18 protein-coding genes and 1 pseudogene are annotated in these 23,904 nt (G+C 67.2%); 5 read left to right on the top strand and 14 right to left on the bottom strand.

The genetic code is table 11. The annotated features are described in order from the left end of the window. Both V8324_RS15240 and V8324_RS15235 read right to left on the bottom strand, forming a co-directional pair. Window positions 1–153 (bottom strand): annotated as a pseudogene (locus V8324_RS15240) (IS5/IS1182 family transposase); the annotation flags it as partial. 344 nt (window positions 154–497) lie between these two features. Continuing rightward, entirely contained in the window at window positions 498–1,130 is a 633-nt protein-coding gene (locus V8324_RS15235; protein WP_336420783.1) for a glutathione S-transferase family protein, read from the bottom strand. 185 nt (window positions 1,131–1,315) lie between these two features. Here V8324_RS15235 and V8324_RS15230 point away from each other — a divergent pair, with 185 nt between their 5' ends. Then, on the top strand, window positions 1,316–3,862 hold the full coding sequence (locus V8324_RS15230) for a cation:proton antiporter (RefSeq protein WP_336420782.1): 2,547 nt from the start codon (window positions 1,316–1,318) through the stop codon (window positions 3,860–3,862). Window positions 3,863–3,880: 18 nt separating this feature from the next. On the opposite strand, the gene V8324_RS15225 is transcribed toward V8324_RS15230, so the two are convergent. From V8324_RS15225 to hutI, 8 genes are all read right to left on the bottom strand, one after another. Then, window positions 3,881–4,696 (bottom strand): formate/nitrite transporter family protein, encoded by an 816-nt coding sequence (locus tag V8324_RS15225; RefSeq protein WP_336420781.1) that lies wholly within the window; start codon window positions 4,694–4,696, stop codon window positions 3,881–3,883. Window positions 4,697–4,933: 237 nt separating this feature from the next. Beyond that, a complete protein-coding gene (locus tag V8324_RS15220) occupies window positions 4,934–6,484 on the bottom strand; it encodes a TRAP transporter large permease (protein WP_336420780.1) in 1,551 nt (516 codons plus the stop codon). Further along, the gene (locus V8324_RS15215) at window positions 6,481–6,978 is read right to left on the bottom strand and encodes a TRAP transporter small permease subunit (protein WP_336420779.1); all 498 of its coding nucleotides are present in this window, start codon (window positions 6,976–6,978) and stop codon (window positions 6,481–6,483) included. The genes V8324_RS15220 and V8324_RS15215 overlap by 4 nt, the downstream gene beginning before the upstream one ends. A 53-nt stretch (window positions 6,979–7,031) precedes the next feature. Then, on the bottom strand, window positions 7,032–8,117 hold the full coding sequence (locus V8324_RS15210) for a TRAP transporter substrate-binding protein (RefSeq protein WP_336420778.1): 1,086 nt from the start codon (window positions 8,115–8,117) through the stop codon (window positions 7,032–7,034). A 40-nt stretch (window positions 8,118–8,157) separates the two neighbouring features. Continuing rightward, window positions 8,158–9,828, bottom strand: a complete 1,671-nt coding sequence (hutU, locus tag V8324_RS15205) for a urocanate hydratase (RefSeq protein ID WP_336420777.1) — start codon at window positions 9,826–9,828, stop codon at window positions 8,158–8,160. After that, window positions 9,825–10,613 (bottom strand): N-formylglutamate deformylase, encoded by a 789-nt coding sequence (gene hutG / locus V8324_RS15200; protein ID WP_336420776.1) that lies wholly within the window; start codon window positions 10,611–10,613, stop codon window positions 9,825–9,827. The genes hutU and hutG overlap by 4 nt, the downstream gene beginning before the upstream one ends. Further along, window positions 10,610–12,136 (bottom strand): histidine ammonia-lyase, encoded by a 1,527-nt coding sequence (gene hutH, locus V8324_RS15195; protein WP_336420775.1) that lies wholly within the window; start codon window positions 12,134–12,136, stop codon window positions 10,610–10,612. The genes hutG and hutH overlap by 4 nt, the downstream gene beginning before the upstream one ends. Next, the gene (gene hutI, locus V8324_RS15190) at window positions 12,133–13,338 is read right to left on the bottom strand and encodes an imidazolonepropionase (RefSeq protein WP_336420774.1); all 1,206 of its coding nucleotides are present in this window, start codon (window positions 13,336–13,338) and stop codon (window positions 12,133–12,135) included. The genes hutH and hutI overlap by 4 nt, the downstream gene beginning before the upstream one ends. A gap of 72 nt (window positions 13,339–13,410) precedes the next feature. Between hutI and V8324_RS15185 the strand changes: the two genes are divergently transcribed. The 4 genes from V8324_RS15185 to V8324_RS15170 all read left to right on the top strand — a co-directional run bounded on the left by V8324_RS15185 (window position 13,411) and on the right by V8324_RS15170 (window position 19,695). Beyond that, a complete protein-coding gene (locus V8324_RS15185) occupies window positions 13,411–14,778 on the top strand; it encodes a formimidoylglutamate deiminase (protein WP_336420773.1) in 1,368 nt (455 codons plus the stop codon). After that, window positions 14,775–15,476, top strand: coding sequence for a GntR family transcriptional regulator (locus V8324_RS15180; RefSeq protein WP_336420772.1), 702 nt, complete (start codon window positions 14,775–14,777; stop codon window positions 15,474–15,476). Before V8324_RS15185 ends, V8324_RS15180 begins: the two co-directional genes overlap by 4 nt. Before the next feature lie 80 nt (window positions 15,477–15,556). After that, on the top strand, window positions 15,557–16,639 hold the full coding sequence (locus V8324_RS15175; protein WP_336420771.1) for an efflux RND transporter periplasmic adaptor subunit: 1,083 nt from the start codon (window positions 15,557–15,559) through the stop codon (window positions 16,637–16,639). Then, window positions 16,636–19,695, top strand: coding sequence for an efflux RND transporter permease subunit (locus tag V8324_RS15170; protein ID WP_336420770.1), 3,060 nt, complete (start codon window positions 16,636–16,638; stop codon window positions 19,693–19,695). The genes V8324_RS15175 and V8324_RS15170 overlap by 4 nt, the downstream gene beginning before the upstream one ends. Before the next feature lie 11 nt (window positions 19,696–19,706). On the opposite strand, the gene V8324_RS15165 is transcribed toward V8324_RS15170, so the two are convergent. The 4 genes from V8324_RS15165 to V8324_RS15150 form a co-directional block, all read right to left on the bottom strand. Further along, window positions 19,707–20,525 carry an IclR family transcriptional regulator gene (locus V8324_RS15165; protein WP_336420769.1) on the bottom strand — a complete coding sequence of 273 codons (819 nt, stop codon included), beginning with the start codon at window positions 20,523–20,525 and terminating at the stop codon, window positions 19,707–19,709. A 13-nt stretch (window positions 20,526–20,538) separates the two neighbouring features. Beyond that, complete coding sequence (locus V8324_RS15160; protein WP_336420785.1) at window positions 20,539–21,897, bottom strand: TRAP transporter large permease; 1,359 nt, start codon at window positions 21,895–21,897, stop codon at window positions 20,539–20,541. A 4-nt stretch (window positions 21,898–21,901) separates the two neighbouring features. Next, window positions 21,902–22,570, bottom strand: coding sequence for a TRAP transporter small permease (locus V8324_RS15155; protein WP_336420768.1), 669 nt, complete (start codon window positions 22,568–22,570; stop codon window positions 21,902–21,904). Between the two features lie 98 nt (window positions 22,571–22,668). After that, the gene (locus tag V8324_RS15150; RefSeq protein WP_336420767.1) at window positions 22,669–23,904 is read right to left on the bottom strand and encodes a TRAP transporter substrate-binding protein; all 1,236 of its coding nucleotides are present in this window, start codon (window positions 23,902–23,904) and stop codon (window positions 22,669–22,671) included.

Below are 23,904 nucleotides of genomic sequence, written 5' to 3'. Positions count from 1 at the left end.
GACGCGGCGCAGGTCAACGGTGCGCGGACGCCCCAGCCTGTTCGGGCCGGGCAGACGCGGGCCAATGACGGCCCACTCCGCATCCGGCAAATCGCCTGGATATCTTATCGCCGTGCGCATATGCTGTTCGCGGGTGAGTTCGGTCCAGGCCATCGTGATCTCCGTTCAGCTTCGACACCTGAACAGAATCACAACCTGCTGAATTCACTCAACTCATTTCCGATCAGGCTCTTAGATCGTGTCGGCCCGTCATAGTCGCCGTCATTGACAGCCTGTCTCTTCACCCAGCCGCGCCGCGTGGTGCCACCGCATCCAGATTTGCAATTCGCTTCGTTCTCCAGAACCCTACGCACCGCGCGTGCCGACACCTCTGTCGAAAACGGTTCAACGGGTTTCCTGTGGTCATTTCTTACCTTCCGAGCTTTTTGCTATCTGGTAGTCCCGGCAAGGTTCATTCTTGAAGCGATCATCGACGGCGTCTTTTGCATACGCAGGGATCACTGCGGCATCGGGATCGGCCCGACATCGTCGGGTATCTGGTAGCCGCGCTGCACCGCGGGACGTGCGGCAAGCTCGCGGTACCAGCGCAGCACGTTGGGAAACGCCGTCAGATCGACCCCGTGCCACGTGTGGCGCGCCACCCACGGGAAGGTCGCGATGTCGGCGATCGAATAGTCGGGACCCAGATAGGCGCGGTCCGCAAGATGGCGGTCGAGCACGCCGTAAAGTCGCTGCGTCTCGCCGGCGAAGCGGTCTTCGGCGGGCTGCGACAGCCCCTTGTTGAAGTGCAGGAAGAAATGCGCCTGCCCCAGCATCGGCCCGAAGCCGCCCATCTGCCACATCAGCCACTGCATGACCTCCATGCGCGCGCCAGTCTCCGTGGGCAGCAAGCGCCCGCTGCGTTCGGCAAGATAGACGAGGATCGCGCCGGACTCGAACAGCGGCAGCCCGGTCTCATGGTCGAGGATCGCGGGGATCTTGTTGTTCGGCGACACCTTGAGAAACTCGGGCGCGTACTGCGCGCCCTTGCCGATATCGATCGGCACGACGGTGTAGGGCCAGCCCAGTTCCTCGAGCATGATGGAGACCTTGCGCCCGTTGGGCGTGCCCCATGTGTAAAGGTCGATCATCCGGGTCGCCCTCTCTCTTTCGCAATCCGTCGATGTTGGCAGAAATCGCCGAGCGGGTCCACAGCGTGCCGCGCCTTGGGGGCTTGCGGTCAAGAACCGGGCCGGGGTGCCAAAATTTCGCCGCGGCAGCGCCGCAGGATCATTTTTGTCCATGCACCCACCGATCCTTGTGGTATTTCAAGGCTATGGACATCGTGCTGATAACCACCTTCATCGCCGCGCTCTTCCTCGTCATCGGCATCGCCGAGCCGTTGGCGGCGCGGTTGCGGCTGCCCTACAGCGTCATCCTCGCGACCCTGGGCATCCTGATCGGCGCCGGCGCGATCTTCTTCCAGCGCACCGAGCTGACCGACGCGCTCAACCCCGTGGCCGAGGCGATCCTCGGGATACCGATACGGTCCAACGTGTTCCTCTACGTGTTCCTTCCGACGCTGCTGTTCCAGGCCACCCTTGGCATGAACCTGCGGCGGATGCTCGACGACTGGGTGCCGATCCTCGTGCTGGCGGTCGTGGCTGTGGTGGTCGCGACGCTCAGCGTGGGCTACGCGCTGGCCTGGGCCAGCACGCTGCCGCTGGCGGCCTGCCTGCTGATCGGCGCGATCGTGTCGACCACCGACCCGTCGGCGGTGGTCTCGATCTTCCGGTCGATCTCAGCGCCGCGCCGGCTGGCGCGGATCATCGAGGGCGAAAGCCTGTTGAACGACGCCGCGGCGATCGCGCTTTTCGGTCTGTTCATGGGCTTCGTGATGCTGGGCGTCCCGGATCCCAGCCTTGGCGACGCGCTGGCGCGGTTTCCGCTACTGATTGGCGGCGGCATGTTCACCGGCTGGCTCGCGGCGCGGGTCGCGGTCTGGATCATGGCGCTTTTCCGCGGGCATGAACTGGCGATCATCTCGATCTCGGTGGCGCTGCCCTACCTCGCCTATATCGGGGCCGAGCAGAGCATCGGCGCCTCGGGGGTGATCGCCGTCGTGGCCGCGGGCCTGACGCTGAACCTGACCGGGCCGGGGCGTCTGCCGCCGCAGGCCTGGACCAACCTGCGCGAGGTCTGGGGGTTGCTGGCGCATTGGTCGGGGGCGCTGATCTTCATCCTCGCAGCACTGCTGATCCCGCGGCTTCTGGAACAGGTCCGGATCGAGGATTTCGTGCTGATCGGCGTGGTGATCCTCGCGGCCATCGCGGCGCGCGTGGTGATCCTCTTCGCGGTGCTGCCAATGCTGACGATGATCCGGATCTCGCCGGCGATCGAGCGTCCCTACCGCGTCGCGATCCTCTGGGGCGGCCTGCGCGGCGCAGTGACGCTGGCGCTGGCGCTGGCGGTGACCGAAAGCTTCCGGGTGCCCGACGACATCCAGCGCGTGGTCGGCATCCTCGCCACCGGGTTCACGCTGTTCACGCTGCTGGTGCAGGGCACGACGCTGCGCACGATCATCGGCTGGCTCGGGCTCGACCGGCTGTCGCGGATCGATCAGGCGCTGTCGCGACAGGTCGTCGCCGTGGCGCTGCAGACCGTGCGCGAGGACGTGGCGCGCACCACGGAAAACTACGATCTCGATCGCGACATCGTGCGGTCCGAGGCCAAGCGTTTCGGCGACCGTCTGGATGTCGCGGTGAAACAGGCCGAAGACAGCGCCGACATCGTCAATCGTGACCGCGTGACGCTGGGGCTGATCGCGCTGGCAGGGCACGAACGCGACACGATCCTGGTACGCGTGCGCGAGCGGACGATCTCGGCGCGGATGACCGAACAGGTCCTGTCGGATGCCGACCGGCTGATCGAGGGCGCGCGATCGCAGGGCCGCAGCGGCTACCAGCGCGCGGCGCGGCGCAGTGTCGCCTATGGCCGCGCCTTCCGCGCCGCCGTCGTGCTGCACCGGCGGCTGGGGCTATCGGCGCCGCTGGCGCGGATGACCGCCGACCGGTTCGAGATCCTGCTGTCACAACGCCTGATCCTGCGCGATCTGGGCACCTTCATCGACGGGCGTATCCGTCGGATCCACGGCCGGCGCGTGGCAGAGTTGTTGCACGAGTTGCTGTCGCGCCGGATCGAGGCGGTCGAGACCGCGCTCGAGGGGCTGCGCCTGCAATATCCCGGCTATGCCGAGAAACTTCAGCGCCGCTTCATCCGCCGCACCGCGCTGCGGCTGGAGGAACGCGAATATACCGCGATGCGCGAAGACGGACTGATCGGCGCCGAGGTGTATACCGCGCTGATGGAGGATCTCGCGGCGCGCCGCGCCGCCGCTGAGGAACGCCCGCGCCTCGACATCGCGCTGCAACGCACAGAGCTCGTGCGGCAGTTCCCGCTCTTCGCCGATCTCGACGACGCCGCGATCAAGCGTCTGGGGCGGGCGCTGGAAACCCGCTACGTCAATGCCGGCGACATCATCATCCGCAAGGACAGCGCCGCGAAAAGCGTGTTCTTCATCTCGTCGGGCGCCGTCGAGGTGGAAACCGCCAGCCAGACCTGGCGCTTCGGGCGCGGCGAGATGTTCGGCGAGATGGCGATCCTGATGAACCGCACCCGCCCCGCCGAGGTGCGCGCGATCGCCCCCTCGACGCTTCTGGTACTCGACGAGGCGCGGTTCCGCCGGCTCTTGGCGCGCAGCACCGCCCTGCAGAAAGCCGTGCGCACCAGTGCCGAGACCCGCGGCATAGACCCGCAACGCCTACTGCCCGACAAGCCCGGCAAGCCGGACAAATCCGACAGACCCGCCGACGCCGCCGAGTAGACCGTCACCGCGGGCCGCTCAGATCTCCTCGCGCACCTGGGCATAGGCAAGCGCCGCGAAGATGCCCGTCCCGCCCAGGATGTTGCCCGCGAGCGCCGGCAGGATGCCGTCGACGAAGGCCGTGACGAGTTCAAGCTCTTCGAGTGCTGTCAGGATGAAAAGCTCGGTCGCACCGGCCACGACATGCGACATGTCCCCCAGTCCGATCATGTAGGTCAGGATCACGATGATCATGACCTCGCCCGCGCTTTTCATCCGGGGCAGAAGCCAGACCAGCCCCGCCACGATGAAGCCCGCCGGGATGCCGCGTGCGAAATGCTCAACCGGCGTGGCCGCGGCAAAGTCGCGCGAGACCGCGAGGATGCCCGCGAACCGGTCGGCCGGCACGATGTGCCCGTGCGCAAGCACCCAGGCGGCGGCAGCGCACCCGACAAGGTTCGCGGCAAAGACGATGCCCCACAACCGGATGATACGCCACAATTGCCTGAATCCCGGCGCCAGGAACAGCGGCAGGATCGGGGTGATCGTCTTCTCGGTGAAAAGCTGCATCCGTCCGAGGATCACCATCAGGAACCCCACGGTATAGCCGAGATTCGAGATGCCGTCGGTCCACCGCGCCTCGGGCAGGATCGAAACGAGAAACCCGGTGCACAGGACCGAGGTGCTGATCGCCAGTCCCGCGGCGATACCGGACCACCAGTTGGCGCTGGACGGACGCGCCAGCTCCTTTTCACCCTCACGCCGGATCACGTCGAAAATGACCGAGGTCGAGGGTTTCGCGTGCACGCCCTCGCGATGCTCGTCCGTCTGATCGCCCGCGGTGTTCTCTGCCATCGTCCTGCACCTCCATGCTCGGAGCTGGCCCGTCCATCAAGGAAGACGGGCCGCGCAATGACACGGCCTGATCGGCCGCGCCGCCCTGCAAATGTGTTTTCCCGTCCTTCGCGATATAGGGATCTTCAGCGGCTTGCGACAATGCGTGCCGCGCCTCCGGCTCCGCGCCGGTCGTGACACCTAAGCTCAGGGACATGGCACCCGGAACCGGGCGGCTGAGACTGACCGCGACGCTTTCTAGAACAGGACATCCGGCAGCCATGTGGCCAACGACGGCAGCGCCCAGATCAGCCCGATCCCGATCGCCTGCAGGCCGATGAAGGGCACCACGCCGCGATAGATCTGGCCGGTGGTGATCTCGTCGGGCGCCGCTGCGCGCAGGTAGAACAGCGAGAACCCGAAGGGCGGCGTCAGGAAGCTTGTCTGCAGGTTGATCGCCAGCAGCACGCCCAGCCAGATCGGATCGTGGCCCATCACGATCAGCGCGGGCGCGACGAGCGGCAAAACGATGACCGAGATCTCGACGAAGTCCAGGAAGAACCCGAGGATGAACACGAAGATCATCACAAACAGCAACGCGCCCCCCGGCCCGCCGGGCAGGTCGTCCAGCAGGTTTGCCACGCGCGCTTCCCCGCCCAGCCCGACGAAGACCAGCGAGAACACCCCCGCCGCAAGAATCGTGGCGAAGATCATCGCGGTCATGGTCAGCGTGGACGTCAACGCCTCCTCGATGATCCCCGTCCGGATCCCGGCGCGCAGCGCGAGGCCGACCGCGATCAGCCCGCCGGCAGCAAGACCCGCGTAAAGCCCGCCTAGCGCCCAGTCGGCCGGGCCGATATCACTGCGTTGCAGGCGCACGGGAAAGGCCCCGGCCATCAGGGCCAGAACGATCAGTGCCCCGGCCCCGAACACGATCAGCCGCCGACAGAGGCCGGTCCGGCGCCCGGCCATCAGCAGCGCGCCGATCGCACCCACCGACGCGGCCTCTGTCGGCGTGGCGACGCCGAAAAGGATCGCCCCCAGCACCGCGAAGATCAGCAGCACCGGCGGCAGGATCGCCGCCAGAACCTCGCGCAGGCCGGGGGCGGCCAGCCCGGGATCGGCGGGCGGCATGTCCTGCGGGCGCAGTGCACCGCGGACAACGATGTAGCACAGATAAAGCGTGACCAGCAGCAGCCCCGGCAGGATGGCGGCGGCGAAGAACTGCCCCACCGACAGCGTCTCCACCGAGAACTTGCCCTGCTCGTACTGCGCCTGTTGGTAGGCGTTCGACATCACGTCGGCAAGGATGATCAGCAGCGTCGAGGGCGGGATGATCTGCCCCAGCGTGCCCGCGGTGCACACGATCCCCGACGCCACCGCAGGGTTGTAGCCCGCGCGCAGCATGGTGGGCAGCGCGATCATCCCCATGGCGACGACCGTCGCCCCGACGATGCCCGTCGAGGCCGCCAGCAGCGTGCCGACCAGCACCACCGACAGGCCGAGCCCGCCGCGCAGCCGGCCGAAACTGCGCCCCATCGTGTCGAGAAGATCCTCGGCGATCTTGCTCTTTTCCAGGATGGCGCCCATGAGGACGAAGACCGGGATGGCGATCAGAACCGTATTGCCGATCAGCCCGAACACCCGCTGCCCGAGCGCCCCCAGAAGCGTCACGTTCATCTCGCCCAGCATCCAGCCCAGATAGGCGAACGCCACGGCGACACCGGCAATGCTGAACGACACCGGAAATCCTGACAGGATCGCAATCATCAATGCTGCGAACATGATCAGGTCGAGATAATCGGTCATTCATCGACCTCTGAAACGACAAGGCGGATCACAAGCGACACTGATTGCAGCAGGATCAGCACGCAAAAGGCCGGGATCAGGGATTTCAGCAGGAACACCGCCTCGATCCCGCCAACCGAGATCGGGCCTTCGAGAATCTTCCACGAATTCCGCACCGAGGGCCACGACCAGTAGAGCAGCGCGCTCATCGACGGCATCAACAGGAACAGATGACCGAAGATGTCGATGCATCGCCGGACCGCCCGGCTCGCCTTGGCGTAAAAGACATCGACGCGGACATGTTCATCCACCAGAAGCGTGAACCCCGCTCCCAGCATGAACAGCGTCGCATGCATGTAAAGGACGCTTTCCTGTGCCGCGATCGAGTTGACGCCAAACACGTATCGCCCGATCACGATGCAGAATTGCACCAGCACCATCAGCAGCGCCAGCCAGCGCACGCCGCTGGCCACCGCGCGGTTCATCCGGTCGATCGCAGTCGCCAGTTCCAGCATCCCCGTCCCTCATCGATCATGGTGCGCGGCCTGCGCCGCGCACCACTCGCGGCTCAGTACCCGAAAACCTCCGCGCGGGCGTTCATCTGGCCATTATCGGCATAGGTCATGTAGCCGCCGACAAGGTCGCGGTACGCGATGAAACTTTCGGTGATGCGACGCACCAGTTCGTCATCGTCGGAAAGGTATTCCTGCATGACCTCTTTCGCGGCCGCGCCCATCGCCGCGATCACGTCGTCGGGCAGCTTGTGCACCTTGACGTCATGCTCCTCGACGAGCGTCTTCAGCGCTTGCGCATGCTTGGTCGTGTATTCGGTCCAGACCGGGTTATAAAGCCCGAGGCAGGCTTGCGTGACGACCTCCTTCAAATCGTCGGGCAGGTCCGCGAAGGCCGCGGCGTTGACACCGCATTCCTCGGCCGAGGACGGCTCGCCGACGCCGGGCCAGTAGTAATAGGGTGCCACCTGGTAATAGCCAAGCGCCGAGTCGGTCCACGGGCCGATGAACTCGCCCGCGTCCAGCGCGCCGGTCTGCAGCGCCTGGAACATCGCCGAGCCGCTCATCGCCTGCGCCGCCATGCCGAGCTTCGACGCCATCTGCGAGGCGATGCCGGTGGTGCGGAACTTCAGCCCCTTGAGATCCTCGACCGACGCGATCTCGTTGCGGAACCAGCCCGCCCATTGCGGTCCGGAATTGCCGCACAGGAACGGCTTGATGCCGAAGCGGCCATACATCTCGTCATAAAGCACCTGTCCCCCGCCATGCGCCATCCAGCCGAATTGCTCGTCGGCGCGCAGCCCGAAGGGTTGCGAGCCGAACAGCAGGATACCTTTCGATTTCGAGCCCCAATAGGCCGGCACCGCGTGGTAAAGCTGGGCCGTGCCTTCGGACACGGCATCGAAGACGCCGCCACTGGGGACGATCTCGCCGGCGGCGTAGAGCGTGACCGTGATGCGCCCGCCCGACAGCGTGGTGATGCGGTCAGCCAGCGTTTGTGCGGCGACCCCCGGCCCGGGCAGGTTCTTGGGCCAGGCCGAGACCAGCGACCACTCGCGCCTCTCTTGTGCGAGAGCGGGGGCGGAAAGGGCGGTGGCGGCGGTGCCGATGGCACCGGTCGTCAGAAAGTCACGTCTTTGCATCGGTCGTCTCCTCGTTGAAACTTCGGTGGTGTCCGGCGCCTCAGCCGAGGATGCGCGGCAGCCGCAGGCCATGTTCGCGCGCGCAGGCAACCGCGTCCTCGTAGCCCGCATCGGCATGGCGCCAGACGCCGCTGGCGGGGTCGTTCCACAGCACGCGCTTGATCCGGCGCGCGGCCTCGGGCGTGCCATCGGCGCAGATCACCATGCCGGCATGCTGCGAGAATCCCATGCCGACGCCGCCGCCGTGATGCAGGCTGACCCAGGTCGCGCCGCTCGCGGTGTTCACAAGCGCGTTCAGAAGCGGCCAGTCGCTGACCGCGTCAGAGCCGTCGCGCATCGCTTCCGTCTCGCGGTTGGGCGAGGCGACCGAGCCCGAGTCCAGGTGGTCGCGCCCGATCACCACCGGCGCGCTCAGCTCGCCGCTGGCCACCATCTCGTTGAACGCCAGCCCCGCAAGATGCCGCTCGCCCAGTCCGAGCCAGCAGATCCGCGCCGGCAGTCCCTGAAACGAGATCCGGTCGCGCGCCATGTCCAGCCAGGTGTGCAGCTTGGCATGGTCGGGAAACAGGTCCTTCAGCTTGGCATCGGTGCGGTGGATATCCTCTGGATCGCCCGACAGCGCGCACCAGCGGAACGGCCCCACGCCCCGGCAAAAGAGCGGCCGGATATAGGCGGGCACGAAGCCCGGAAAGGCAAAGGCATTCTCCAGCCCTTCCTCCAGCGCCACCTGCCGGATGTTGTTGCCGTAATCCAGCGTGGGCACGCCCGCGTTCCAGAAATCCACCATCGCCGCGACATGCACCTTCATGCTGGCGCGCGCGGCCTTTTCCACGGCCTTGGGATCGGTCTCGCGCCGGTCGCGCCACTCGGCCATGCCCCAGCCCTGCGGCAGGTAGCCGTTGGTCGGGTCATGCGCGCTGGTCTGGTCGGTCACCATGTCGGGGCGCACGCCGCGGCGGAAAAGCTCGGGGAAGACATCGGCGGCATTGCCCAGCAGGGCCACCGATTTCGCCTCGCCCGCCGCCGTCCAACGCTCGATCATCGCCAAAGCGTCGTCGAGACTGTCGGTCTGCGCGTCCACGTACCGCGTGCGCAGGCGAAAATCGATGCTGTCGGGGTTGCATTCCACGGCCAGGCAACAGGCGCCGGCCATCACCGCCGCCAGCGGCTGCGCACCGCCCATGCCGCCAAGGCCGCCGGTCAGGATCCAACGGCCCTTCAGATCGCCGCCATAATGCTGGCGCCCGGCCTCGGCGAAGGTCTCGAAGGTGCCCTGCACGATGCCCTGGCTTCCGATATAGATCCACGACCCGGCGGTCATCTGGCCGTACATCATCAGACCCTTGCGATCCAGTTCGTTGAAATGGTCCCAGGTCGCCCAGTGCGGCACGAGGTTGGAATTGGCGATCAGCACGCGCGGCGCGTCCATGTGCGTGCGGATGATGGCGATGGGTTTGCCCGATTGGACGACGAGCGTCTCGTCGGCCTCCAGATCCTTCAAACTGGCGACGATGCTGTCGAAATCTTCCCATGTCCGAGCCGCGCGCCCGATGCCGCCATACACTACCAGTTCGTGCGGGTTCTCGGCCACGTCCGGGTGCAGGTTGTTCATCAGCATCCGCAAGGGCGCCTCGGTCTGCCAGCTTTTCGCGGTCAGGTCGGGTCCGGTCGGCGGGTAGATGTCGCGGGTGTTCTTGCGCGGATCGCTCATTCGGGTCTCCAGTCGCTGAGGGTCTCGAGGATGTCTTGCAGATGCGTACGAAGAGGCTCAGCGCGCGCCGGATCGTAATCCCATGGCGGGGCCTCGGTCATGTAGGTGAACTGCGCCAGTTCCATCTGGATCGCATGGACGCCCGCATCCGGGCAGCCGTAATGCCGCGTCGTCCAGCCACCCTTGAACCGACCGTTGAGCACGCATGTGTAGCCCGGCGCGGCCTCGCAGATGCGCAGGGTTGCCGCCTCGATCCCCGGCGCGCAGGTGGCCCCGCCATTGGTACCGATGTTGAAATCCGGCAACGTCCCGTCGAAAAGATACGGGATCCGCGATCGGATCGAATGGCAATCGTAAAGCACCGCGAAACCGTGCCGCGCCTTGACCCGCTCCAGTTCCGTCGACAGCGCGGCGTGGTAGGGCGAATGATACGCGGCGCGTCGCGCTTCGATCTCGGCGACGTCGGGTTTCTGCCCCGGCAGGTAGATCGGCCGGCCGTCGAAATCGGTCAGGGGGCACAGCCCGGTGGTGTTCTGCCCGGGGTAAAGGCTCGCCCCCGACGGGTCGCGGTTGACGTCGATCACGTAGCGGTGGAGCGGTGTACGCACGGTCGTGACCTCCCCGGTCAGCCCGGCGTAAAGCCGGTCGATATGCCAGTCGGTATCGGCAAGGCCGCGCCCCGTCTCGTTGAGGCTGGCAAGGGTTTCAGGCGGCACATGCGTGCCGGCATGCGGCAGGCCCAGCACCAGCGGGCCATCGCCCCGGCTGACCTCGATCGTGGTCATACCGACACCTCGACCCCGGCGGCATGGACGAGGCTGCCGCTGGTGATACACTCCGCTGCCGCGTCCAGATCGGGGGCGAGATAGCGATCCTGCACCAGCCGCGGCACCACCCCGCGCACATGCGCCAGCGCGGCCTGCAAGGGCGCCGAGGTGACCAGCGGCGCGCGTTCCTCGATGCCTTGCGCGGCGCAGATCGCCTCGATCCCGAGGATCACCGACAGGTTGGCGGTCATCCGCCCCAGCCGCCGCGCGCCATGCGCGGCCATGCTGACATGGTCCTCCTGGTTGGCTGAGGTCGGCGTGCTGTCGGTCGAGCACGGATTGGCCAGGTGCTTGTTCTCGCTCATCAGCGCGGCGGTCGTGACCTCGGCGATCATCAGCCCGGAATTCAGCCCGGGCTCGGGCGTCAAGAAGGGCGGCAGATCATGCGACAGCGTCGGATCGACCATCAGCGCCACCCGCCGCTGCGCGATCGCGCCGATCTCGGACACGGCCAGCGCGATCTGGTCGGCGGCGAACGCCACGGGCTCGGCATGGAAATTGCCGCCCGACAGGATCTCGCCGGTCTCGGTGATCACCAGCGGGTTGTCGGTGACGGCGTTCGCCTCGACCTCCAGCGTACGGCCGGCCTCACGCAGAAGGTCAATCGCGGCGCCGGTCACCTGCGGTTGGCAGCGGATGCAATAGGGATCCTGCACGCGGGGATCGCCCTCGCGGTGGCTTTCGCGGATCTGGCTGCCCTCCAGCAAGCCGGCCATCGCCGCGGCGACGTCGATCTGGCCGCGGTGACCGCGCAAGCTGTGCATCGCCGGGTGCAGCGGCGCGGTAGAGCCCATGATCGCGTCGGTGGACATCGCCGCGGTCACCACCGCCGCCCGCGCCGCGCGGCGCGCGTCGAACAGAGCCGTCAACGCACAGGCGGTCGAGAACTGCGTGCCGTTGATCAGCGCAAGCCCCTCCTTTGGGCCCAGCACCACGGGGCGTAGCCCCGCCCGCGTCAGCGCCTCGGCGCCGGTCATACGCTGACCGCCATGCAGGGCCGCACCCTCGCCGATCATCACGGCGGCCATATGCGCCAGCGGCGCCAGATCGCCCGACGCGCCCACCGATCCCTGCACCGGGATGACCGGCAGCACGTCATCGGCCAGCATCGCCTCGATCAGCGCGCAGATGTCCCAACGGACCCCGGACGCGCCGCGCCCAAGGCTCAGAAGCTTCAGCGCCAGCATCAGCCGCACCGTCGCCGGCTCCAGCGGATCACCCACGCCGCAGCAATGCGACAGGATCAGGTTGCGCTGCAGCGTCTCGGTGTCCTCGGGCGCGATCCGAACCAAGGCCAGCTTGCCGAAGCCGGTATTCACGCCGTAGACAGGAACATCGCCCTGCGCGGCCTCGGCCACGATAGCCGCCGACGCGTCGATTCCGGCGTGCGCCGATGGCTCGAGGGTGACCGGCTCCGTGCCGCGCCAGATCGCCTCGAGCGTGTCCAGCGTCGTGGTACCGGGGGTCAGTGCATGCGTCATGTCTCACCTGCGAAGATGCGGGCATGGGATGGGTTGATGCCGATGCCGTAGGATAGCTCTGCCGGCTCCGCGACATCCCAGACCGCCAGATCGGCGCGCATGCCCGGCGCGATCACGCCGCAGTCCTTCAGGCCCAGCGCGCGGGCCGCGTTGCGCGTGGTCCCCGCCAGCGCCTCGGCCGGGGTCAGGCGGAACAGCGTGCAGGCAATGTTCATCGCCAGCAGCAGCGATCCCAGCGGCGACGATCCGGGGTTCCAGTCGGTGCCCACGGCCATCGGCACGCCGCGGTCACGGAACGCCTGCACGGGGGGTATTTTTCTCTCGTGCAGGGTGTAGAACGCGCCGGGCAACAGCACCGCCACGCTGCCCGCCGCGGCAAGGGCTGCGGCATCCGCGTCGCTGGCGTATTCGACATGATCGGCCGACAGCGCGCGGTATTCCGCCGCCAATGCCGTGCCGCCTTGATGGCTCAGTTGTTCCGCATGCAGCTTGACCGGCAGGCCGAGGCTTTGAGCGGCCTCAAAAACCCGCGCGATCTGCTTGGTGTCGAACGCGATCCCCTCGCAGAACCCGTCGACCGCATCGACCAGCCCTTCGGCCTGCGCGGCCTTCAGCGCGGGGATGCAGACCTCGTCGATATAGGTGTCGGCATCGGCCCCCTTGGGCACCGCATGCGCGCCCAGAAAGCTGGTGCGCACGCGGACCGGGCGGTGCCGGGCCAGCGCGCGGGCCACGCGCAGCATCTTCAACTCGGTCTCGCGGTCCAGCCCGTAGCCGGACTTGACCTCGACCGTGGCGACACCTTGGGCGATCAGCGCATCGACACGGGCCAGCGCCGTGTGCAGCAGCTCGGCCTCGCACGCCGCGCGCGTTGCGCCGACGGTCGAGACGATCCCGCCCCCGGCGCGCGCGATCTCCTCGTAGCTGACCCCCTCAAGGCGCATCTCGAATTCCCGCGCGCGATTGCCGCCATGCACGATATGGGTGTGACAATCGATCAGCGCCGGGGTCACAAGCCGCCCGTCGAAGCGCCGATGCTCCAGCCCCGCATGCGCCGCGGGCAGCTCCGCCGCAGGGCCGACCCACGCGATCCTCGGCCCCGACACAACGATCGCCGCGTCTTGGATCAGGCCGTAGCCCGGCCCAGCCGTTGGGTCCATCGTGGCCGCCGTCACGCCGGACATGACGAAAGAAGAGGTCATCTGCACTCCTTGTCACCCATCCCAGTTGGAGTTAATATGTCTATACATATTCTTGTCAACGGAGTTTTCGGCTTGCAGATCATCCATGCAGGACAGGCCCTTACACCGGATGGCTGGCAAGACGACTTGGCGGTCGCCATCGACGACAGCGGTCGAATCGCCGCGGTCGGGCCGCAATCGAGCATTGCCGACACGCGCGTCGACCTGCTGCTGCCCGCGCCTTTGAACCTGCACAGCCACGCGTTCCAGCGCGCCATGGCCGGGCTGACAGAGGCCCGTGGCCCCGACCCGCGCGACAGCTTCTGGACGTGGCGGCGGCTGATGTACCGCTTCCTCGACCAGCTTTCACCAGATGATATCGAGGCGATCGCGGCGCTCGTCTTCATGGAGATGCTCGAAGCCGGATACGGTGCCGTGGCCGAATTTCACTACCTGCATCACGCCGCCTGCGGCACGCCTTATGACAACCTGTCGGAGATGTCGCAGCGCATCGTGGCGGCGGCCATGCAGGCCGGGATCGGGCTGACGCTGCTGCCGGTGCTCTACCAGCACGGCGGCTGCGACCGGCGGGCGCTTGCCGGCGGGCAACGGCGCTTCGGCAACGATCCCGACCGTTTCCTCGCGCTGCAGGCCGAGGCCGCGCAGGCGGTGCATGCCGCCGCCTCAGACTACGCCATGGGCCTCGCGCCGCATTCGCTGCGCGCGGTCGACCCTGACGGGCTGACGGCGGTGCTCGGGCAGGCAGCCACCGGCCCGGTACACATGCATCTTGCCGAACAGGTTGCCGAGGTCGACGAGGTGCACGCCCACCTCGGCGCGCGGCCCGCGGAATGGCTGCTGGCCAATCATCCGGTCGACGCGCGCTGGTGTCTCATCCACTGCACGCAGATGACCGGGACCGAGACCGACGCGCTCGCCGCCACGGGCGCGGTCGCGGGGCTGTGTCCGCTGACGGAATCCAATCTCGGTGACGGGATCTTCAACGGCACGCGGTTTGCGGGCCAGGGCGGCGCGATCGGCGTCGGGTCGGATTCGAACGTCCAGATCTCGTTTTTCGAGGAACTGAAGACGCTGGAATATTCGCAGCGCCTGCGCGACCTGTCGCGCGCCGCCCTCGCCACCGAAGGCCGCTCGACCGGTCGTGTCCTTTATGACGCTGCCGCGGCGGGCGGCGCGCAGGCCGGCGGACGCGACGTCGGGCGCATCGCCCCCGGCGCCTGGGCGGATCTGGCGGGGTACCGCACCGACACGGCCCAGCTTTGCGGCCGGCGCGGCGACGCGGCCCTCGACAGTCTCGTTTTCGCCGGTGGCGGGCCGGCCGCGCTGCGCGAGGTCTGGAGCGCCGGGCGCCATGTCGTCACCCGCGGCCGCCACATCCATCGCGACGCGATCGTCGCGACCTACATGCGCCGCATGGCCCGGCTGGAGACCGACATTTGAACGAGCACACGCGCCTGTCCTGGACCGATGTGCGCAACCGGATCCGGGCGCGCATCCTCGACCGCACCTACGCGCCCGGCGACCGGCTGCCGCGCGACGAGGATATCGCCCGCGACCTCGGCTGCGCGCGCGCCACGGTGCACCGCGCGATGCAGGATCTCGCGCAGGTCGGGCTGGTCGCGCGCAGGCGCAAGGGCGGCACGCATGTGCTGCGCGATCCGGTCACCCGCACCACCGTTGACATTCCCGTGACCCGTCGCGAGGTCGAGACGCGCGGCGAAACCTACGGCTACCGGCTGGTCGAACGAGACATCGGATCCGCGCCGTGCGAGGTTCTTGCGCGGTTCGGCCTGACGCGGCCGGTCGAGATGCTGCGTGTCCGGGCGCTGCACCTCGCCGATGCCCGCCCCTTCATCTACGAGGATCGCTGGGTCGACATCCGCGCCACGCCCGAGATCCTCGATGTCGATCTGGCGCGCGACAGCGCCAATGAATGGCTGGTGCGCAACAAGCCCTACAGCCGTGTCGAGGTGCGCTTTTCAGCCATCGACGCGGACCCCGAGACGGCGCAGCACCTCGGCACCGCGACGGGCCGCGCCGTGCTCGTGATCGAGCGCACGACCTGGATCGACACGGCCCCCATCACCAGCGTAGAGGCCTTCGCCGCGCCCGGCTACAAGCTCGTCACCCGAGGCTAGGGGCGCGGCGCGCGGGCCGCGCGGGTATTGAAACCGCGCAGATTGCGCTAATATCTCCCTCTGTAGCCGGAAGGGACGTCATGAAACGCGCCATCAGGATATCGATCGGGCTCGTCATAGTGCTCTTATGCGCGCTTGTCGGGGTCTCGGGCACGCAGGCACTGCTTTCTGTGCAGGATACCGGATCCGGCGGGCGGGCTGACCGCGCCACGCGTGTCGCCGTCGCCTCCCCCGAGGCGCGCCGCATCGAGGACGCGGTCACCGCGACGGGCACGATCATGCCGATCCGGTCGGTGGCACTGGTGCCGGATGCGCCGGGCCGGGTGACCTCGGTGCCGGTCACGTCGGGGCAACGGGTCAACGAAGGCGATCTGCTGATCCAGATGGACGAACGTGCCGCGCGTGCCGCGCTGGCAGATGCCGAGGCGACGCTGGGCGAGGCGCGCCAGGAATTCAACCGGGTCGAGCGTCTGGCCAAGAACAACACCGCCGCCGAGGCGCAACTTGAAGGCGCCCGCGCCAACCTGCTGCGCGCCGAGGCCGCCGTGATGACGGCGCGCGCCGATCTGCAGGATCGCGCGATCACCGCCCCCTTCGACGGTACGCTCGGCCTGATCGATATCGAGACCGGGGCGTATCTCGACGGGAGCACGCCGGTCACCCGACTGTCGGACCTGTCGACGGTCAAAGTGTCGGCCACCCTGCCAGAACAATATTTCGACCGCGTGCAACCGGGCAAGACCGTGACGATCACCACCCCGGCCTACCCGGACCGAACCTTCGAGGGCCGCGTCAGCGTGCGCGCGCCCGAGATCGACCGCGATACCCGCAGCTTCGAGATCCGGGCGGATATCGACAACCCCGAGCGCCGGCTGGCGGGCGGCATGTTCGCCCATACGCGGCTGCTGCTTGGCAGTTATGACGGCCTCGCGATCCCTGATCGGGCGATCATCAGCGAGGGCCTGCAAAGCTACGTCTACACCGTGTCCGACGGCCTCGCGACGCGCACCGAGATCGACGCCGGCAAGTCCTTCGGCGATCTCACCGAGGTGCGCGGCGCCATGACCGCCGAGGCGCGCGTGGTCGTCGCCGGCTGGGATCGGCTGTCGGACGGGGCGGCGGTCACCATCGCGGAGGGTGACGCGCAAGGAGGCGACCGGTGACCCTGCCCGACCTCTGCACCCGCCGCCCGGTGCTGGCCACGGTGATGTCGATGCTGATCGTGGTGATGGGCATCATGGGTCTCAGCAGGATGCCGGTGCGCGAACTGCCCGACACCACGACCGCGCAGGTGACGGTCAGCGTCGATTACATCGGCGCCGGCCCGGGCGTCGTGGACAGCGAGCTTGCGACGGTGATCGAGGGCGCGATCTCCACCGTGGCCGGCATAGACCGGATCTCGACCGAATCCGAACTCGGCGGCCTGCGCTCGGTCATCACTTTCCGGCAGGGTCGCGACGTCGATCAGGCCGCCTCGGATGTGCGCGCGGCGGTGCAGGCGGTGGTCGACGAGCTGCCCGACCAGGCCGAGGAACCGGAGATCGAGAAGAACGACAGTCAGGGCGATCCCATCCTCTGGATGGTGATGACCTCGGACGCGATGTCGGCCTCCGAACTGGCCGATTACGCCGACCGCTTCGTGACCGACCGGCTGGAAACGCTGGCCGGTGTCGCGGCGGCGCAGGTATACGGCGACCGCCCCTACGCGATGCGCGTCTGGCTGCAGCCCGAGGCGATGGCGGCGCGGGGCGTCACAACAAATGACATCGCCGCAGCGCTGCGCGACAACAACCTCGAACTTCCTGCCGGCGAGCTTGAAAACAATGCGCGCACCTACCTGTTGCGCACCCAGACGCGGCTCTCCAGCGTCGAGGAATTCGAGGACCTGATCGTCACCACGACCGAAGCCGGGCGCGTCACCCTCGGCGACGTGGCCCGGGTCGAGATCGGGACCGAGACTGACGACACGGAGTTTCGTGCCAACGGCGAGACCGCCCTCGGGATCGGTGTCCTGCGCCAGTCGGCGGCCAACACGCTGTCGATCTCCAACGCGGTTCATGCCGAGGTGGCCGATATCCAGGCCGGTCTGCCGGGCGGCACGAACCTTCGGATCACGTCGGATGATGCGGATTTCATCGAAAGCTCGATCCGGCAGGTGCTGATCACGCTGGCCATCGCGGTCGCCATCGTGGTGTCGGTGATCTTCGTGTTCCTCGCCTCGGCCCGGGCGACGATCGTGCCCGCGGTGACCATCCCCATCGCGCTGCTGGGGGCCTGCGCGGGGATCGCCATCGCGGGGTTCTCGGTCAACATCCTGACCCTGTTCGCGCTGGTGCTGGCCATCGGGCTGGTGGTCGACGACGCGATCGTCGTGCTCGAGAACATCGAGCGGCGCGTGCGTGAAGGCGACGATCCGAAAGAGGCCGCACGCGTCGGCGCGAACCAGGTGTTCTTCGCGGTGGTCTCGACCTCGGCGGTGCTGATCTCGGTCTTCGTGCCGTTGTCGTTTCTCGAAGGCGAGATCGGCAAGCTCTTCCGCGAGTTCGGCGTCACGCTGGCCGTCGCCGTCGCCCTTTCGACCTTCGTCGCACTGTCGCTCTGCCCGGTGATCGCCGGGCTGGTGCTGTCGCAGGACCGCGCCCCGGGCCGGTTCGGGCGCGCGGTCAACACGGTGACGCAGAACCTGTCGCAGGGTTACCGCCGCCTTCTGACGGGCGCGATCCGTTTCCCGATCGTCATCCTCGCCATCGCCGCGATCCTGACCGGCATGTCCTGGGCGCTCTACCAGGAGCTGCCGTCGAAACTGACCCCGGACGAGGATCGCGGCATCTTCTTCGTGTCGATCAACAGCCCGCCGGGGTCGGCGCTGCCGCTGACCGACGAGGCCGTCCGGCGCGTCGAGGACCTGATCGCGCCTTACCGCGAGGACGGGGCCATCGACGACGTCATCTCGATCGTCGGGCAATACGGCGAATCACGGCGCGCCTTCATGGTCGCGATCATGTCCGACTGGGGCGCGCGCGAGCAGAGCCCCCGCGACATCCTCGGCGAGCTGCGCCCGCAATTCGCGCAGATCGAGCAGGCCAGCGTGCGCAGCTTCGCACCATCGGGGCTCGACGCCGGCAGCGGCTCCGGGCTCGAGGTGATCGTCACTGCGCCCAGCTTCGACGAGGCGGCGGAGTTCTCGGACGAGATGACAGACCGGCTGCGCGATGCGCCCGGACTGGTCGGGGTGCGCCGCGACTACGCCGTCAACACCCCCGGCTTCGACATCAAGGTGAATCGAAATCTCGCGCGTGAGATCGGCGTCGATGCGCGCGCGGTGTCGGATGCGGTGCGCACCTTCTTCGCCTCGGCCGAGGTGACCGCGTTCATTTCGCGCGACCGCCAATACCCGGTGCTCCTGCAGGCCCCCGACGACCGCCGCGTGACCGAGGCCGACCTGCGCGGCGTCAACGTGCGCGCCGAGAACGGCGCGCTCGTGCCGCTCGACGGGCTGGTGACGCTGGAACGCCGCGCCTCTGTGCGGGCCTTCAACCGCTTCAACCGCCAGCCCTCGGTCGAGGTGTCGGCCTCGCTCGCCGAAGGCGTGGATCTCGGCTCGGCCATCGCGACGGTCGAGGAAATCGCCGCCGACATGCCGTCGCAGATGCAGATCTTCTATTCCGGGCAGGCCGAACAGTTCCAGGAAACCTCGGGCGGGATCGCGATGACCTACGCGCTGGCCCTGCTGGTGGTATTCCTGGTGCTTGCCGCGCAATTCGAAAGCTTCGTGCAGCCGGTGATCATCATGCTGTCGGTGCCGCTGGCGGCGGCGGGCGCGCTCTTGACGCTGCTGGCGCTCGACCAGGCGATCAACATCTACACGCAGGTCGGCCTAGTGATGCTGATCGGGCTGATGGCCAAGAACGGCATCCTGATCGTGGAGTTTGCCAACCAGTTGCGCGATCAGGGCCACGCCGTGCGCGAGGCGGTGATCGAGGCCGCGACCGTGCGCCTGCGCCCGATCATGATGACGGTCCTGTCGACGGTCCTGGGCGCGGTGCCGCTGGTGCTGTCGACCGGCGCGGGGGCGGCCAGCCGTCTGTCGATCGGCATCGTCATCATCGGCGGCTTCATGCTGGCCTCGATCTTGACGCTGTTCCTGACGCCGGTCCTTTATGACCTGCTGCAATCGGATCGCCGGCGCGAGGCGACGCCCGAGGCCCGTACCGCCTGATCCGCGCCGCGCTATCCCGAGGACGTGCTGCGAAGCCCGGCGGCGTCTTCCACGTGGACCTCGCTGTCGCCCACCAGCTTCGACAGATCCGCGGCGGCGTCGCGCAAGGGCTTCAGACAACCCAGCATGCGGTCCACGTCGAAGCGCTGCGACGGCGCGTGAAATGACAGCGTGACCATCAGCCGCCCGTTGACGTCCAGCACCGGCACCGCCATCGCGACCATGCTCTGCATGAACTCCTCGCGGTCCAGCGCGTATCCCTGCCGGCGCACCGTCTCGATCTCGTCCATCAGCGCGCCCGCGTCGGTGATCGTGTTGGGCGTGCGGCGGGCCAGATCGGTGGCGGCAAGGTACTTTCTCAGGTGATTGCGCGCCAGCGATGCCAGATACATCTTGCCGCTGGCGGTGCAGTAGAACGGCACCCGCGTGCCAATCGGTAGCTGGATGCGCAGGGGCCACTCGGTCTCGACCCGTTCAAGGTAGATCATCGCGTCGCGATCGGGCAGCGCGATGTTGCAGGTCTCGCCGATCTCGCGGCTTAGGGTGCGCAGGATCGCCTGCCGCGCGGTGCGGATCCGCAGCGATGACAGGATCCCGCCGGCCATGCGGCGCAGCCGGGGCCCGGGCGAATAACTCCGCCCATCCATGTCCCGCTGCAGGAATCCCTCGGTCTCCAGCGTGTTGAACAGGCGGTGGATGGTCGGCTTGGGCAGGCCGATCCGCGCGTTCACCTCCGTCGGCGTCACCGGCACGCCGGCCTCTGCGATCCGCTCGATCACCAGAAGCAGGCGCAGCGTCGTCGGGATCGTCTCGTTTGCCTCACCTTCCATGCGGGCCCTCTCATCAGCGTTGCGGCAGCAGCGCGGTCGACAGCGCCGGGATCAGCGCGATCAGCAGCCAGACCGTCACCAGCGCCACGATATAGGCGGTCGTGTATCGCAGCACGCGGAAATAGGGAACGCCCGTCACGCCCGACGCGACATAGAGGTTGAGCCCGTAAGGCGGCGTGATGAACCCGATCGAGGCGCCCACTAGGAAGACCACCGCGAACTGCATCGGGTCGATGCCCACCTCATGCGCGATCGGCGCCAGGATCGGCGCCAGGATGATCGTCACCGGCAGGCTTTCCAGAACCATGCCGCCGATGAACACGATCGCCATGGCGGTGAACAGCACCGCGTAATAGCCGCCCATCGAGGTCACGAAACCGCCGATCACCTCCTGCGCGCCGAGCACGGACAGGATCTGCTGCATCACCACCGACACCGCGATCAGCGGCGCGAGGATGCCGGTGATCTGCGCCGACCGCATGGTGATCGAGGGCAGCTCCCACGGGGTGAAGCCCTCGACGACCAGCATCTCCGACACTCGCTTCTCGCTGACGTCGCGACCCTTGGCGCCGCCCATCAGCTTGTAGAGCGGCAGGCTGATGAAACCCACGATCACGCAGAACCCCACGGTGACGCCGGCGGCCTCTGTGGGCGAGAACTTGCCCGTGTAGATCCCCCACAGCACCAGCCCGATGGCAAAGAACCCCAGCCATGCGCCGATCGCCGTCTTGAGTACCCGCATCGGGATCAGCGGGATGATGTTGCCCCAGCCGTTCCTCCAGCTCAGCAGGAAGGCAGCGATCATCATCGCGCCCACCATCATCGCGCCGGGCAGGATGCCGGCCACGAACAGTTCCGAGATCGGCAGGTTCAGCAGGAACCCGTAGACGATGAAGATGATCGAGGGCGGGATGATGATCCCCACCGTGCCGCCCGCCGCCGCCGTCGCCGCCGAGAACCGCTCGTCATAGCCGCCCTTGACCATCTCGGGATGCAGCATCGAGCCGATGGTCGCCGTCGTCGCCGAGTTGGACCCCGAGATCGCCGCAAACAGGCCGCAGGCCCCCAAGGCGGCCATCGACAGCCCGCCGCGGATCCAGCCGAGGCAGGCATAGGCGAAATCCGACAGGCGCCGCGCGATGCCGGATCGGTTGATCAGGTCGCCGGTCAGGATGAACAGCGGCATCGCCAGCAGCGCGAACCCGTCGGTGAACACGTCGGCCAGCGCCCCGCCGATGTTCTGAAGCGGCATGTCCAGCACCAGCGACACGCCGATCACCCAGTAGCCGATCACCAGAAATACCGGCGCACCCAGCAAGAACAGCAGCGTCACCGCGATGGAAATAAGCGTGACAAGGGTGGAAATATCCATCATGTCAGTTGCCCCCGATGACAGCCTGGGTGATCAGCGTATCCCCGTTGCGGAAATTGGCGATGTCCTCCAGCACGTTCTCGAGAACCCGCGAGACCAGCAGGGTGAACGCGATCGGCACCGACAGCAGGAACCACCACTGCATGACGCCGTCGGTGCCCAGCATGATCTGGAAATTCGCCGCGGAATTGGCGACGACCTTGGACGAGGTCACGACCACCACCCAGGAAAACCCGATCCACAGCACCGCGTCGAGCATCAGGCAGGCCATCTGCCCGGCCCGCGGCATGGCGGTGCGGAACTCGGCGAACGAAAGATGCGTGCGCAGCTTCACGTTATAGCTGCACCCGAAATAGGTCATGATCAGGAACAGGAAGGGCGGCAGCGTGGTCGACCACGGCGCCTGGACCTCGAAGACGAATCGCCGGATCACCTCGACGAAGATGATGCCGCCGATGACGAGATACGACACCACCATGATGCTGCGATCCAGGTTGCGCTCGGCCCAGGGGACGACGCGATAGATCAGCAGGACCAGCGCCGCCGTCAGCAGCATGGCGATCAGCCCCAGCGGCCAGATCGCCGGCGCGCGCATCGCCTCCTTCAACATCCAGGAATCCCCTGACGCCACGGCGCTCAGGATCTCGCCCGTGCCCTCGAACCAGCCGATCATGCCCTCTCCTCCCTCGGGTTGCTGCCGTATCTGCGTGCCGCCACCGGGCGACGCGGGGCCGGGCCGCCGCAGGGGCGGCCCGGCCCGATGTCAGGGGATCACGCCGCGCGCCACCAGCGCCGCGGCTCGACATTCTCGGGCAGCATGTCCTTGGGGATCTCGCGCGCCACGCCGTAGATCTCCTTGTAGGTGTCGAGCCCCCCAGACCAAGCGTTGAGCCGCTCGCGCCACTGCGCCCACGGATCCGGGTTGAACTCGGGCGAGCACATCTCCTCGGCCATCTTGATCTGATCGTCGGCGAGGAAGGCGGGCCGGACGTTGTTCTCGGCAAAGACCGTGCCCGGCATTTGCGGGTCCGAGAAGCCCACGGTCTTGACCAGCGCGGCCTCGTTGGCGGCCTGCACGTGGACCTGCGCCAGGTAGGACGATTCCATGATCGCGTCCTGCAGGTGCGGCTCCATCGCGTCGAAAACGCGCGCCGACATGCCCGTATGCTCGGTGCCGCAGAAAAACTTCAGGTCGACCGACTGGCTGACCACAGGCGCCATGTTGGCATAGGCCACCGCCGACGCCCAGGTCTCGGCACCGTCGATCAGGCCCTGCTTGAGACCGTCTAGCGTTTCCTCCCACGCCACCGGCACCGGGTTGAGGTTGAGCTGCTGCATCGCGATCCGGCCAAGCTGAGTGCCGGTCACCCGGTTCTTGGTGCCGAACAGCTCTTCCAGCTTGGTGACCGTCGGCTTTTCGGCAAAGTTGTTGCCCAGCTGGATGCCGCGCAATTCGCAATGCGAGAACAGGAATTTCAGCCCGTGCCGCTTTTCCAGCGGATCGCGCAGGATGCGCTGCGATTCCGGCGAATAGAGGAAATGATACTGCGAGGCCCGGCTGGGAAACATGTAGGCGTAATCCAGCACGTTGAGATAGGGCGCACCCCCGGCCGAGTTCTGGGTCGAGGCGGCGTACATGTCGATCACCCCGGTCTGGACCTTCTCGACGCAGTTCAGCTGACCGCAGATCTGGTTGTCGCCGATGAACTCGACGCGGATCTCGCCCTCGGTGCGCTCCTCGAGGTCGCGGGCGAATTGCAGCACGCCGGCGCGCTCGATCAACAGGTTCTGCGCGTTGAACCCCGACGCGCCCAGTTTCAGCGTGTGCTTTGGCTCCTTTGCGAAGCGTTTCTCGTAAGTGCTCTCGGCGGCGCGGGCGAGCGACGGCAGCGACACCGCGCCGGTCAGCGCGCCGGCGCCCAGCACCACGGATGACAGGCCGAATTGACCCGACAGGCGAAACAGGTCCCGACGGGAAATTCCGCTCAGGGCTTTCGATACTTTCAT

Source organism: Roseovarius sp. D22-M7, assembly GCF_037083785.1.
In the GTDB taxonomy this organism is placed as follows: Bacteria; Pseudomonadota; Alphaproteobacteria; order Rhodobacterales; family Rhodobacteraceae; genus Roseovarius.
This window is presented reverse-complemented; position numbering and strand designations above follow the sequence as displayed.

What these genes read in the sequence shown, in the direction of transcription:
- V8324_RS15235 (WP_336420783.1), bottom strand. Translation starts at nt 1,130, where the DNA reads ATGATCGACCTTTACACATGGGGCACGCCCAACGGGCGCAAGGTCTCC.
- V8324_RS15230 (WP_336420782.1), top strand. Translation starts at nt 1,316, where the DNA reads ATGGACATCGTGCTGATAACCACCTTCATCGCCGCGCTCTTCCTCGTC.
- V8324_RS15225 (WP_336420781.1), bottom strand. Translation starts at nt 4,696, where the DNA reads ATGGCAGAGAACACCGCGGGCGATCAGACGGACGAGCATCGCGAGGGC.
- V8324_RS15220 (WP_336420780.1), bottom strand. Translation starts at nt 6,484, where the DNA reads ATGACCGATTATCTCGACCTGATCATGTTCGCAGCATTGATGATTGCG.
- V8324_RS15215 (WP_336420779.1), bottom strand. Translation starts at nt 6,978, where the DNA reads ATGCTGGAACTGGCGACTGCGATCGACCGGATGAACCGCGCGGTGGCC.
- V8324_RS15210 (WP_336420778.1), bottom strand. Translation starts at nt 8,117, where the DNA reads ATGCAAAGACGTGACTTTCTGACGACCGGTGCCATCGGCACCGCCGCC.
- hutU (WP_336420777.1), bottom strand. Translation starts at nt 9,828, where the DNA reads ATGAGCGATCCGCGCAAGAACACCCGCGACATCTACCCGCCGACCGGA.
- hutG (WP_336420776.1), bottom strand. Translation starts at nt 10,613, where the DNA reads ATGACCACGATCGAGGTCAGCCGGGGCGATGGCCCGCTGGTGCTGGGC.
- hutH (WP_336420775.1), bottom strand. Translation starts at nt 12,136, where the DNA reads ATGACGCATGCACTGACCCCCGGTACCACGACGCTGGACACGCTCGAG.
- hutI (WP_336420774.1), bottom strand. Translation starts at nt 13,338, where the DNA reads ATGACCTCTTCTTTCGTCATGTCCGGCGTGACGGCGGCCACGATGGAC.
- V8324_RS15175 (WP_336420771.1), top strand. Translation starts at nt 15,557, where the DNA reads ATGAAACGCGCCATCAGGATATCGATCGGGCTCGTCATAGTGCTCTTA.
- V8324_RS15165 (WP_336420769.1), bottom strand. Translation starts at nt 20,525, where the DNA reads ATGGAAGGTGAGGCAAACGAGACGATCCCGACGACGCTGCGCCTGCTT.
- V8324_RS15160 (WP_336420785.1), bottom strand. Translation starts at nt 21,897, where the DNA reads ATGGATATTTCCACCCTTGTCACGCTTATTTCCATCGCGGTGACGCTG.
- V8324_RS15155 (WP_336420768.1), bottom strand. Translation starts at nt 22,570, where the DNA reads ATGATCGGCTGGTTCGAGGGCACGGGCGAGATCCTGAGCGCCGTGGCG.
- V8324_RS15150 (WP_336420767.1), bottom strand. Translation starts at nt 23,904, where the DNA reads ATGAAAGTATCGAAAGCCCTGAGCGGAATTTCCCGTCGGGACCTGTTT.